At 53.0% G+C, this 13,164-nt stretch carries 11 protein-coding genes and 1 pseudogene; all 12 read right to left on the reverse strand.

The annotated features are described in order from the left end of the window. Positions 1 to 3 precede the first annotated feature (3 nt). Positions 4 to 1,095 (reverse strand): fimbrial protein, encoded by a 1,092-nt coding sequence (locus DA718_RS03435; RefSeq protein ID WP_112213597.1) that lies wholly within the window; start codon positions 1,093 to 1,095, stop codon positions 4 to 6. An 11-nt stretch (positions 1,096 to 1,106) separates the two neighbouring features. After that, positions 1,107 to 3,632, reverse strand: a complete 2,526-nt coding sequence (locus DA718_RS03440; RefSeq protein WP_112213598.1) for a fimbria/pilus outer membrane usher protein — start codon at positions 3,630 to 3,632, stop codon at positions 1,107 to 1,109. Positions 3,633 to 3,688: 56 nt separating this feature from the next. Further along, a complete protein-coding gene (locus tag DA718_RS03445; protein ID WP_112213599.1) occupies positions 3,689 to 4,381 on the reverse strand; it encodes a fimbrial biogenesis chaperone in 693 nt (230 codons plus the stop codon). Between the two features lie 60 nt (positions 4,382 to 4,441). Further along, on the reverse strand, positions 4,442 to 5,011 hold the full coding sequence (locus tag DA718_RS03450; protein ID WP_112213600.1) for a fimbrial protein: 570 nt from the start codon (positions 5,009 to 5,011) through the stop codon (positions 4,442 to 4,444). Positions 5,012 to 5,327: 316 nt separating this feature from the next. Beyond that, entirely contained in the window at positions 5,328 to 6,101 is a 774-nt protein-coding gene (locus DA718_RS03455) for a DeoR/GlpR family DNA-binding transcription regulator (protein ID WP_112213601.1), read from the reverse strand. 110 nt (positions 6,102 to 6,211) lie between these two features. Further along, a complete protein-coding gene (gene gatD / locus DA718_RS03460) occupies positions 6,212 to 7,255 on the reverse strand; it encodes a galactitol-1-phosphate 5-dehydrogenase (protein ID WP_112213602.1) in 1,044 nt (347 codons plus the stop codon). 45 nt (positions 7,256 to 7,300) lie between these two features. Continuing rightward, positions 7,301 to 8,674 carry a galactitol-specific PTS transporter subunit IIC gene (locus tag DA718_RS03465; RefSeq protein WP_112213603.1) on the reverse strand — a complete coding sequence of 458 codons (1,374 nt, stop codon included), beginning with the start codon at positions 8,672 to 8,674 and terminating at the stop codon, positions 7,301 to 7,303. Between the two features lie 5 nt (positions 8,675 to 8,679). Next, on the reverse strand, positions 8,680 to 8,964 hold the full coding sequence (gatB, locus tag DA718_RS03470) for a PTS galactitol transporter subunit IIB (RefSeq protein ID WP_112213604.1): 285 nt from the start codon (positions 8,962 to 8,964) through the stop codon (positions 8,680 to 8,682). 26 nt (positions 8,965 to 8,990) lie between these two features. Beyond that, on the reverse strand, positions 8,991 to 9,458 hold the full coding sequence (gatA, locus tag DA718_RS03475; RefSeq protein WP_112213605.1) for a PTS galactitol transporter subunit IIA: 468 nt from the start codon (positions 9,456 to 9,458) through the stop codon (positions 8,991 to 8,993). A gap of 14 nt (positions 9,459 to 9,472) precedes the next feature. Beyond that, positions 9,473 to 10,744, reverse strand: coding sequence for a tagatose-bisphosphate aldolase subunit GatZ (gene gatZ / locus DA718_RS03480; protein WP_112213606.1), 1,272 nt, complete (start codon positions 10,742 to 10,744; stop codon positions 9,473 to 9,475). 176 nt (positions 10,745 to 10,920) lie between these two features. Continuing rightward, a pseudogene (locus DA718_RS03485) lies at positions 10,921 to 11,735 on the reverse strand (HPr family phosphocarrier protein). Between the two features lie 10 nt (positions 11,736 to 11,745). Next, a complete protein-coding gene (locus DA718_RS03490; protein ID WP_112213607.1) occupies positions 11,746 to 13,158 on the reverse strand; it encodes a PTS fructose transporter subunit IIC in 1,413 nt (470 codons plus the stop codon). Positions 13,159 to 13,164 lie beyond the last annotated feature (6 nt).

Here is a 13,164-nt window from a genome sequence, read left to right on the forward strand (position 1 = left end):
ACCCTACCTGACCGTCGCGGTGAGCGTCGCCGTACCGTGGAACGGTCCTGGCTGGAGCACCCCGCCAACCAGGTTGTATGGCGTCGCCTTCATCCTGATAGTTCCTGCAGCTGATTCTTCTAAAGAGATAATTCCGTTATTAAAAGGGATATTGCCCCCACCTGTGCTCAGGTCACTCATCTGAATGCCAATGTCTGCGACATTATCTGATTCCCGGCGGCGGGCGGCTAACATATACTGACTGACGACGTCATCACCCTGAACAATCAGACTGAGCATGTCATCTTTTCCAAACAATGATATATCTCCGCAATCGTAGGTAATATCAAACTCCACTGGGGTATATCCATCCGGCATCTGGTCTTTAGTGGTGAATTTAGAGGCGCTGATTTGCCCGAGGTCGACCCTAATCACATCGCCTTCGTTGATTTTACAGCTTTGCGGAACGGTGATACTGCCCTGAAGATACAGCCCGGCGACATCTTCGGTTAAGTTTCTGGGGTAGGTGGTGCTACTGCTCCAGGCTGCCTTAAGCGTTGCGATATGAGTACTCGGAATCTCCATCCGACCTAGAAAAGCCTTAGAGACGCGAAACGTAATGCTAACGTTATTACCAACGGAGAATGCGTCTGCGCGAGTATCATCAGGGTCCGCGCTGCATACGCTATTGTTGGTGGAGGCACCAAAAACACCTGTTCCCTTAACGACTGATGTCGGGTCTGTTGGTACCGGGAGCTCCGGTACGCCGGGGACATCGGTAATAACCGTTTTGATATCCAGGTTATTGTTTAATTGTTGGTATCCGCCATAGCTGCTCGCTGCTAGCGGGGTGGTTGTGGAATAAAAGAGGTTAACCCTGGTAGCTGCAGGGCAGTTACAAGCCATCTTGTAGCTGTCGCCCGATGTGGTACCAGAGGTCAGATCGATAAACGCTCCTCCCACATTTTGCTCTTTCGTCCAGTCATTGGAGAAGCTGGTGGTAAAACTGCCGGGGCTACCTTCGGCTTCGCAGCTGCCCGTCGCCGCCCGTGCTGGCATCGCGGCAAAAAGTGCGAGGGCGATGCCGCCGGTGATAATGTAAATCGCGTCTTTCATGGTTTTATTCCTTAGCGGCATGGTGTCGTGGCGCGAATAACGGAGGCCACGCGCTGGCCGTTTGCGGGCAGGTTAAACGTAAACCGGCACCGCTGGTTCTCTTCATTACCCCAGCGAACGCTCCATGTCTGCGGTTGTTCGTTCACGCCAGTGAGATAGAGCACGCCGCCTTCATCAACGATGCTTTGCTGCTGTTGGTTTTCGCTGCGGGCCATTGCACCAAACGGTAGCGGCTTACCATTTTTGTCGGTTAACGCCAGCAGGACTCGTTGACCCACCCTGGCGCTAAACTGTGCGGTAACGGCAGCTCCCTGGTTAGGCACCACCAGCTTCATGGTTTGGGTGACGTCAACATCGTCCGGCATCATGGTGGTATCCAGGTAGATACGGTTTTCCTGGTAAGACGTCAGATAGGGGATTACGGCATAGCCGAAGTAGTCGGTGGCGATCCCTGGATAGTTTTTGACGCGAATGCCTGAAGCGCCATCCGCATCAATAAGCGCAAAGGCATTGCCCAGCGGTTGCGACAGAGTAACGCCATGGCTGTGGGCCACAATGCCACCGGACAGACCATAGCTCATTTGGCGGTTATCGGAGCTGTAATCGTAACCCGCGTTGAACGTGCCGTGGGCGGAACGATAACTGCCGTAAAGGCTGCTGCCGTTGTTGTCGTTATTCTCGCTCTGGCGCTGTTTCAGGGTGTAGCTCAGACGGCGATCCTCCAGTAAAGAACCGTTGATCCCTACCTCATGCTGGGTCGATTGATCCTTCTGGCTGGTGATGCGCCAGTTGGCGGTTGCGTGCGGCAGCCAGCGGTCCAGCGGCACGCTGAGGCTTATGGACAGCGAACGGTCGCTATCGCGATCGGCGTAATCAGTAAACTGGCCGCTGACGTTATAACTGACGCCCCACAGGTTTCCGTTGAGGCCAATGGACAGGTTTTTGTCTTTTTGCCCTTTATCCCAGTACTCCTGTTGTGAGCCGGAAGCGTAAAAGCTGACGCCGGTAAACAGGTTCTGGTTAATGCTGAACTGGATTTCGCTATTTTGGCGATCGTCAGCGTCAATATCCTGCTGGTTAGCATCTGAAAAGGTGAAGTAACCGCTGCTGGTATAGCGGTAATAGCCCAGCGTTAAATTGGTACCGGTCTCAGGGATATCTTTAATGTACTGGGTGCGCCAGCTATAGCCGGAATCGCTGTCGCCGTCATCAAAGTGGGTATCCGCCCGACCGATATCCATCGACAGAGCGCCCAACTCTCCCAGCGTTCCGCCGATTCCCACCGTCAGCGCCTGGTAATCCTCAGACCCCGTTACGCCGCCGTATAGCGTAAAGGTGTTGCTCAGGCCGTAAATCGCCGTCGTTTCAATAAACTCCGGCTCTTTGCTGTCCTCAGAACTTGCCGCCCGAAAGCGCCCGGCAGTGATACTATATTTGAGATGCCCCGGGCGCTGCATCATCGGCAGTGAGGAAAATGGCTGCACGAAGTGGCGCGTGGTGCCGTCGGCCTCTTCAATCGTGACGTCTAAATCACCGCTAAATGATGAAGGATAGAGATCGTTAATCTCAAATGCGCCTGCGGGTACGGTGCTCTGGTAAATGGTGTAGCCGTTCTGGCGCACCGTGACGATGGCGCTGGAGTTGGCGATCCCGCGGATCGTTGGCGCAAAGCCGCGCTGGCTATTGGGCAGCATGTTGTCGTCGGAATAGAGTCGTGCGCCGGTAAACTGGTAGCTGGAAAACACGCTGCCGTCGGTTGCGCTTTCGCCCATCACCAGCTGTGACTTCAGGCTTTTGATATCCCGCTGCATCCAGGTATTGATGCTATCCCACTGCGAAGTATCGCTATTGTGTGTCCAGGTGGAATAGTTACGCAGTCGCCATGGACCAAGGTTAGCGCCGTTCTGCATATTGAGATACTGGCGTTTGTTACGATCGCCGCCGTCATAGCGGTTGTCTGAACCGGTAAAGTTATAGTTAGTGAACAGTACCGGCACCCCATTATCCCAGCGGGAGGGGTCAACATAGCCCCTGGCATCGCGGTAAAGCATAATTTGCGGCACGCTCATATTCAGCTTGCCGTGGTTGATATCCAGCTCGCTGCTGCTATTCGGTACCGTTTGCGCGAGGTTCTTGACGATTGCGGTATCGTCCAGGTTAGCTAACGTTGGGACTTCATCGACTTTAAAGCCCAGCTCACGCAGTTGTCCCACGGTAAATTGGGGGGCAAGCTGATGGTTTTCTCCGGCGACAAAAGGGATTTTGCGCTGTGCTAGTTTCTTATTATTAATAACTATATCAACAATATACTCTCCGGGAAGCTGAGCGTTGTCCTGAGAGAAGGTTGATAGATCTACCGCCTGCTGGCCGCTTTTGCTGGTTTCCAGCAGCGAAGGGTCGAAATAAAAGTCATCCGCCTGCGCGGAATGACATACCAGGCTGCTGCCAGCAAGCATAATCGGCAAAGCACACTTGACCCTGTAAGAAAGGCGCTTAAGCGCCAGAAAATCTTTTTTCCCTGTCGTGTTGCTCTGCATTCCCTGATTGCCCGTATCCGTTATTTATTGTTATTTACGTCATGCCAGCATAAGTATTATTGCAATACCTGAGTTTCTTTTGCCGTGGTGCCGCCGTAATCATTGATTGCGGCCCACTGAATAGAATTACCTGATGCGGCGGGTAGCGGAATTTGTTTGTGCTCGCCGGGAGCGATATAGTCAACTTTATCGGTCAAATCTGTTTTACCCAACGCGATACCAGCAAAAACAACGTAATAGGCCGATGGATTATAGACATCTAATGCATTATTCGTACGCTTATATTGTATAGATTTCCAGGCATCCTGTGCGTCACCTTTCAGATGTGCCGGGCGATAAAAGAGTTTAATTCTGGTTTTAAATACCAATGTTAAAGCATTGGTTTTACCTGCTTCGCTTTTAGATTGTGCTGGAATTGCCCGTACGTTAACGTAAAACAACGACTCTTTATCTTCCGGTAAATTACCATCTGTTTTAATAATGCGCAGTGAGGAGTCATCTCCGGCATTCAGGCGAAACAGCGGCGGGGTCATTATAAACGGCCCGCGAACCGTCCCTTGTGGATTATCAATCCACGATTGCAGTAAGTAGGGCATTTTGCTGCTGTGGTTGGCAACGGGTAGGGCCGCCTCTTTTTTACTGGCGTTGTAAATCACCCGCGTGGTTTGCAGAACGATCCCTCCGGCCAGGCTTTGGCTGGCCCATCCTCCAAGTAACAATGCCAATGCTGCCAGGGTTTTTACTTTCATTCTGCTACTCCGATAAAAAGGTTTACCCACCGCCAGGTGGGTAAAAGTACAACGAGAGAATTAACGATAATCGATGGTGACGTCGACGGAAGCGTTAGCTTCCCCGGCAGTAATCGCCGATGCTTCTGCGGTAGAGACGTAGTAAGCCTGAAGGTTCACATCTGTTGTTTCGCCTGTAATGTCAAAATAGACCGGGGTGTCGTTCAGTTTATTCAGCGCTAACTGGGTACCGTCCGAGGCGCGGTCGATGCGAATACCGACACCGGTTGCCGGCGTGCCTAAGGCCGTCACCGCAACCAGATCGTTATCAGTACCGGTAGTACCGCTGCTACGCGTTTCCAGCCATAGCTGGAAGGATGCGCTGGTGGTACCGTCAAGGTGTTTCCAGGCTTCGGTCGGACAGTTGGTCAATGGAATGGTGAACTGTGTTGTTGGTGACTTGTCTCCTACGTTTTTAAACTGAGTATTAGAATAATGGCCCAACTCAACGTTCACCGTATCGCCGTTAGCGAACTCACAGGTATTCGTTGTTATTTCACCAGTGAATTCAATGGTTCCATCGCTCGCCCAGGCGCTTCCTGCAGATATTGCCAGTAAACCAACTGCAACAGATTTTGCAATTATGTTCATTTTTAACCTCATCCATGTATTATTTTTGATAATCGTTTTTATAGTGATTTAATTTTTTAAATCGCCATAACTAATATTATATGCTTGTTTTTATGACTGAATGAACTTGTGAGGTCTTTTTTAGGATTGTATTTATAGCGAACAGACGTAAAGTTAATTATTCTTAATTTACACTTAAATAAATTGCATTGAAATTGTCGTAGTGAATTTATTAGTGCTTAATCATTTTGTAAAAATATTTTTATAAATCTAATTTTGTTATTTATAATATAATCAAGTGACAAAAAGGCAGATGTTCTAATATCTGCCTCTTTTCTTATACGATTTGTAATTCAATTGGCATGTTTTTTAACTCAGAGAGATATTCACTGCTAATACCATCATCGGTAATGACGCAGTTGATCTTCTCCATCGGCAGGACCTGATTAAATCCGCGACGGTTAAATTTGCTGGCATCCAGCACGGCAACCACCTTATGGGCAGCCGCGGCCATAACGCCGCTGATGGAGTAGCCTTCATTAAAGGTGGTGATGCCGTTGGTGGTGTCGATACCGTCAGCACCGACAAACATCAGGTCGGCGCTAATACCCTTTAGCGAGCGTTCGGCGATAGTCCCGTGCATGGAGTGGGTTTTATGGCGAACGGTGCCGCCGCAAACCACCAGGGTAATATCTTTGTTTTCCGATAACGTAAAGGCCGCAGGCAGACTGTTGGTAATCACCGTGATATTGGTCATACGTACCAGTTCCTCGGCAATCAGCAGGGTGGTGCTGCCGCTATCAAGGATCACCGTCATCCCTTCGCTAATCATCGTCGCTGCGGCCTGAGCAATCCGTTTTTTAGGGTCACTGGCCAGCTGATAGCGGTCCTCAAGTACAACTTCCTGACTATCCCCTTCGGTCAAATTGCTGCCTGGCCTGGCTGCGCCGCCGTGAAAGCGGGTGAGTAAACCCTTCTCTTCCAGCAAGCGTAGATCGGCCCGGATGGTGACTTCGGAGATACCAAAGAGATTCGAAAGGTCCAGCACCAATACGCTGCCCTGCGCATTGACCATTTCGACGATTTTATTCCTTCGCTCAAATGAGTTCATATTAATTTGCCTGATAATTAACTGATCTTAGTGTAATCGAAGGGTAACGAAACTTGAACGATAATTTTCGAAAGGTTGTGTGAGCCAGCTCTGATTGCTGGCTCAGACGGTCAGGAGAGTTTAAGCAGGATTTTTCCCTGCATCGGCGCGCCGTTGAGCGCCTGGACTTCGCGGGCAAAGCTTTCTGCATCGCCGATGTGGGCGATGAGTGGAGCAAGCTGAATACGTTTTTCCGTCAGCAGGCGCACTGCCGTTTGCCACTCTTCCCCAGGCCACGGGCCGGAGTAGTTCATCCAACTGCCGACGATAGTCAGCTCTTTACGTAAAATCTGACCAAAGGTGGCGGAAGGCAGGGTCAAATCATGGTGCAGCGTGCCGACCAGCGCCAGCTGCGCGCGCGGCCCGGCGACGTCAATGCCCAGCGCCACGGTTTGTGGCGTACCCGCAGTTTCAAGCACCAACTGGTCGAACTGAATCTCTTCCAGCGCTGCCTGAATCTCTTTACCGCTCATCTCTCTGCTATTGAAGACGCGGGTTGCGCCGAGCGTTTTTGCCAGTTCCAGTTTCTGCGGATTGATATCAATTGCCGTAATGCTTTTGGCGCCCAGTTCGCGGGCGCACTGCAGCGCCAGCAGGCCGATGGTGCCTGCGCCAATAATAATGACGTTTTTCCCTTTGCATCCCTGTGCCAGATGGAAGGCGTGCAGGCCAACGGTGATTGGCTCGATAAACGCCCCGTCGTCAATCGGCATCTGATCCGGCAGGCGGAACAGGTTGGCACGTTTGACGACGACGTATTGCGCATTCCCGCCTTCGCTACGCGAACCGACGAACTGATACTGTTTGCACAGCGAGAAATATTCACGCTGGCACTGTGGGCAGTGAAAGCAGGGGAGCAGGGGCACGCAGGCTACCGCATCGCCCGGCTGCAGGTCGGTCACCGCGGAGCCATAGGATTCAACATAGCCGCTGAACTCGTGGCCCAGCGTGATGGGGTAGTAGTGTGCGCCTTTGGCGAAGATGCGCGGAATATCAGAACCGCACAATCCGGAGCTGACAACTTTTACCAGGACATCGTTTTCCGTTTGCAGAGTCGGTATTGGGCGTTCTTCAACGCACACTGTCCCCTCAGCATGGATTACCACTGATTGCATAAAATTCTCCAGAAATGTCCGGGGGAGCGAGTGCTCCCCCTGAGATTAAGAAACGGTTGGGCTTTGTTGCGCCGTGGCAGCTTTCTCTGCGGCTGCAAAGTTGCGCGCTCGGCGCCACGTCAGCAGCACGCCGGCAACATAGATGACGCCGATAACCGCAAAACCGACCACGTTTTGCCAGGTGAAGAGCTGGATGAGCAGCCAGGTAATCGGCGAGCCGCCCTGGTCCATGGAGGCCACCAGACCACCCGCTTTCAGAGCCCCGGCGTTAGCCGCTAGCTGGGTATGCAGGCCGATGGTCTGCGTCGCTATCCATAGCGTGATCCCCATCAGGATGATTCCGGAAATTAGCGTACGGAACAGGTTACCCTGATGCACCGCAACCGCCATTGCCACGAAGAAACCGATGGTAGCGAGGTCACCGAACGGCAGGACCTGGTTGCCCGGCACCACGACCGCGATAAGAATACTCAGTGGGATAAAGATCAGGCTGGCAGAGACGACCGAGGTATGGCCAAGCAGCAGCGCCGGGTCGAGACCAATCAGGAAGTCCTGACCGCCGAATTTTGCCTGCAGACGTTTACGCGCCTGTTTAGCAATCGGGTTCAGGCCGTCCATGATCGGTTTGATGACGCGCGGCATCAACAGCATCACCGCACCGGTTTTCACCGCCAGTTGCAGAATGCCTTTCAGGTCGTAGCCTGCCAGTGCGCCAATGACCAGACCCATCACGAAGCCAACGGTGACCGGTTCACCGAACGGGCCGAAGCGTTTCTGAATATCGTCAGCGCTGAAGTGAATGCGGTTCAGACCGGGAATTTTTTCGATAATCGTATCGACCAGCACCGCGATCGGCCCTAAATATGCCGAGCTACCGTGCGGAATGGCGATACCGTCGAGACCGAAAAAGTCGCGAGTATCCTTCGCAAACCAGTCGCCGAGCTTGTAGACGAAAGCCGCATGCACGACCACGCCAAGAATACCAATCCAGTAAGAGCCGGTGGCAATGTGCAGCATCGCGCCGGTAAAGGTCATGTGCCAGATGTTCCAGATATCGACGTTCACCACGCGAGTCATCCGGGTCACCAGCATGAAGATGTTGACCGCGATAGCGATGGGGATCGCCACCAGCGCGATTTGCGATGCCCAGGTCATCGGTGACGACCCCGGCCAACCAATATCAATCACGTGCAGGTTAATCTGGAAATGCTCAGCCATCGCTTTCGCGGCCGGGCCGATAGAGTCGAGCATCAGGCCGATGACCAGGCCGATGCCGACGAACCCAATCCCGATATGCAGGCCTGATTTAAAGCAATCCCCGAGCTTCATCCCCAACAGTTTGGAGAAGATAATGATCACAATCGGCAGCATCACCGTCGGACCAAGATCGAGGATATAACGCATGATTTCGCTAAACATGGACGTTACTCCGCAAGGATGTTCAGGATTTTTTGCTGCAGTTCTTCAATGCCTACGCCGGAAATGAACGGCATGCCGTGAACAACCGGAATGTCGCCGAAAGTTCTGTCGACCCGGGCAGTCGTGCAAATCAGGTGCGCACCGTCCATATAGGTTTCGATTTCATTGACGCGACACTGCACCAGGTCCAGCTCAATGTTGTGGTCTGCACACAGGTCTTTGATCTCTTCTGCGGCCATGGTAGAGGTGGCGACAGCGCCGCCACAGGCTACGATTACTTTACGTTTCATAGGGTACCCCTTTTATTATCAGTCTGTTATATAGCCTGAGCGCTGGGCTCTGACTCAAGGATAGAGTGCCGAAACAGCTCGGGCAGCTGCTCTTCTGAGGCAGCCAGTAATGCTTCAAGCGTGGTCGGATTCTGTAGCTCACTAAATAACCGACGCAGCAGCTTTAGCTGTGCAGTCGGATTTTCAACAATCAGCGCGATGATTAACGAAACGTTGATATCTCCGTCGTCATCAGCACGCTGAAAAGGGACCGGATTGTCCGGACGAATCAGATAGATAGCTGGAGACTTTGCATGCACCGCCTCACAGTGAGGGATCGCGACCGCATGCTGCTCCAGCGCAATGCCGGTTGGGAAAGTCGCTTCTCGTTCGAGCAGCGCCAGTGGATAGCTATCATGCACGACGCCGCGCGCCAGCATCTCTTTGCCAATGTGCTCCAGCGCCTGCTGGCTGGAACTAAAATGAATGCCGGTACGAACAAACAATTGACTCATAAATCCTCTTTACTTCAGGCGATTTCAGATGAACAGCCGTAACGGTAAGCACGCAGCACATCCTGAATCTTGTCGAGGATGAGGTCGTGCGGCACGGCGGCGAGTTCGTTTAACGACAGTCGTTCAAACTGTACAGGCATATACTGGCTGATAAGGCCCAGCGGCAGCTTAGTTTCGGTCAGGTTTGCAATTAACTTTTCTACACTCTGACGAATACGCGGGTGCGGCCAGTAGTAGCGAATGCGGTCGGACAGGCTGAAGTGGATATCCACCATTGCCTGGCTCCAGGTTGGGCGATAGTACTTCTTCCAGTAACCCGGTTCGTTAAGCATGACTTCGTCAATCACTTCCATCACCCGGCTGCGGGATTCCGGAGCCACCAGCTCATTTTCCATTTGCGCGAGAGCGAAAATGGCTTCGCGCAGCGCGAAGGTGAGCGCCGGGCCGACTTTCAGTATGGCGTAGTGGTCGCGGACCAGCGCACGATAAGCCTGGCGGGACTGGTAGTCAGTCGAGTGCGCTTCGTAGACCATTGGCGTGCCTTCAATCCATGCGGACAGCGCTTTAGCGGCTTCCGGCTGATAATGGATAATTTGCGTATGGTCGAACTCAACGCCAGGCTGCACCACGATAGCAATGACGCGCTCCAGCGCAGCATCCAGCCCCAGTTTGCGGAAGGCGGCTTCGTGCGTTTCCAGCGTTGCCGCCGCATCCTGCGCACGGGTCACGTGGACGCTGCCGATGGTGCTGGCTTCGCCGCCCGGTACCGGGACTTCAGTGCCAATCACGTAGGTCAGGTGGCGCTTCAGCTCATCGCTTGCCGTCTCTTCTGCGGCCTGGCACAGGCGGGCGGCGCGTTCAGCGACGATGGCCGGGTCCAGCGGCACCGGGTCGTCAGCGCAGGACATCGAAGCATCGAGATGGATTTTGCTGAAGCCGGCGGCGACGTAAGCCTTAATCAGGTCGACAGATTTTTCCATTGCTTCGGCAGCGGGTTCGCCCTGCCAGCAGTTTGGGCCAAGGTGGTCGCCGCCGAGGATGATGCGTTCTGACGGAAAACCAACGTCCTGGGCGATTTTATTCACGAAATCGCGGAAGTCCGCAGGTTGCATCCCGGTGTAGCCGCCAAACTGGTTCACCTGGTTGGATGTCGCTTCGATAAGGACCTTATTGTTGGTATGCAGATCGAAACGCAATGCCGCTTCGATAACCAACGGATGCGCGGAACAAACTGAACAGATGCCGATGTGTTCGCCAGCTTTGTGGCGGGAAATAATATCTTTCATTTCAATCCTCCGTTTTCTTTCGAATATATTCGTTATGTTTTGTTTTGCTCGCAAATCACTTTGTTTTGATTTGTGATCCACCTCGAAAAAAAGAAAGATAAAACGTAACATTTCGAAAGTTACAGATAAAAAAACGCTCTGGCGATGACGGCAGAGCGTTTTTAATTCATTGAAATTTAACTAAATATACGGGATAGCCAGCTCCGTTTGGGCTTTTCTGCAGGCTGAACGACCTGCTGCGGCTGGGCGGCAATTTCGCCTAATCCGGCATTAAAGGCCGCGCCGATAGCATCCAGCGCCTGATGGGCATCTTCCCCGCTGGCCATAAAGTGCAGACGATGCCCCTGTTTTGCGCCGAGAGAAACCACACGCATCAGGTTTTTGGCATCGACAATAGCGGATCGCGTATCGAGATTTTCCACCCGAATTTGTGACTGCCACTGTTTCACCGCCTTCACCAGCACCGCGCTTGGCCGCGCATGCAAGCCGTGGGGGTTGCGTAAGGTAAATGTCGCTTCTTCGTCGAACACCGGGGGGCTTCAATTTCTTCCCCTTCAGCGGGCAAAATATTACCCGCCAGAATTTCCAGCACCGCTTGCGGGTTTTCGGCGCGCGATAGCGCTTCAGGCACGCGGTCGTCGCTCAGGGCGTGGGTGAGCTGGCGCAGAATATCGAGGTGTTCGTTATCCTGGGCGGCGATACCGACGATCAGATAAGCCGTTTGTTCTTCCCCCCAATCCACCCCCTGGGGGCAGGCCAGCACTTTCACGCCGGTTTGCAGCACCGCGTCACGACTCTGCGGCGTACCGTGGGGAATGGCGATACCGTTACCGAGGTAGGTGCTGATTTGCCCTTCGCGCTCGCGCATGCCGTTCAGATAAGCGGGCGTGGTATGCCCGGCTTCGGTTAAGCTCCCAACGACGCATTGCAGCGCTTCATCTTTTGTTTTGACCTCGCGGTCGAAATGGATATCTGCGCAAGTCAGTTGCATAAAAAGTTCCTTATTTGATGGCACCGGCAAGCGCCGTCGCTTCCTGGGTGCGTTTCTGCCAAAGCCTCCAGCATCCCAGCATGACCGCGCCGCAGGCGGAACCGGCGAGAATACACAGTACCCACATCAGCGGTTTACTCACCAGCGGCAGGATCAGGAAGCCGCCGTGCGGAGCGGGAACCTGGATTTGCAGGCTATAGCTCAGTACCGCTGAGATGGATGAGGCGATCATCATCATGGGAATGACGCGTAAAGGGTCTTTCGCGGCGAAAGGAATAGCGCCTTCGGTAATATGGGTACAGCCGAGGATATAGTTGACCATCCCGGCGGCGCGTTCTTCTTCGCTGAAGCCTTTCGGGAAGAAGGTCGTCGCCAGAGCGATAACCAGCGGCGGCGTGATGCAGGCTGCGGAAACCCCAGCCATAAAGAAGTAGTTGCCCTGACCAAGCAGCAGCGTCCCGGTGACGTAGGCCGCTTTATTGACCGGACCGCCGAAGTCGAAGGAGCACATTGCGCCGACCACAATACCCAGCAGAATCGGGTTCGCTTCCTGTAATGAGCTCAGCCAGTTCATCATCGCGTTATTGATAGCGGCGACAGGTTGCCCCAGCAGCACCATCATCACGCCAATCACCAGCACGCCGACCAGCGGCATAATAAAGATCGACTTCAGCCCCTCATACTGGCGCGGCAGGCCGTTGAGCATATTGCGGATGAGCAGCATAAAGTAACCGGCGGCGAAACCAGCGATGATCCCGCCGAGAAAGCCCGCGCCGGTCGCGTTGGCCAGCAGTCCGCCGACGAAGCCGGCCACCATGCCGGGACGTCCGGAAATCGACCAGGCAATATACGCGGTGAAAATTGGCACCATGATCGAGAAGGCCTGCTGGCCCACCTTCATCAGCGTAGCGGCGATAACGTTATATTGCGGCGAATTAGGGTCCGCGGAGTAAATACCCCACAGGAAGGAGATAGCAATCAGGATCCCCCCGGCGACAACAAACGGCAGCATGTTAGAAACGCCGCTCATCAGGTGCTTATAAACCTGGCGACCGAATGATTCCTGCTCGTATTTCTCCGTTGATTCTTGTGTGGAGGAAATACCCTGACGACGCGTCGCCTGGCCGCTGATCACTTTATTAATTAAATCGGCAGGATGATGAATGGCTTCTTTAACCGGAACTTCAATGACGGGTAGTCCGTTAAATCTCTCGGCATTAACATCTTTATCAGCGGCAATAATAACGCCATAAATATCTTTTAGATCTTCTGACGTAATGGCATTTTCAACACCGGAAGCGCCGTTTGTTTCGACTTTAATTTCGACATTTAATTTCTTTGCTGCAGTTTTTAAGGCTTCTTCAGCCATAAAAGTATGCGCAATACCGGTAGGGCAGCCGGTAACTGCAATAATTTTTTTCATAATCGG

The organism is Klebsiella huaxiensis (genome assembly GCF_003261575.2).
In the GTDB taxonomy this organism is placed as follows: domain Bacteria; phylum Pseudomonadota; class Gammaproteobacteria; order Enterobacterales; family Enterobacteriaceae; genus Klebsiella; species Klebsiella huaxiensis.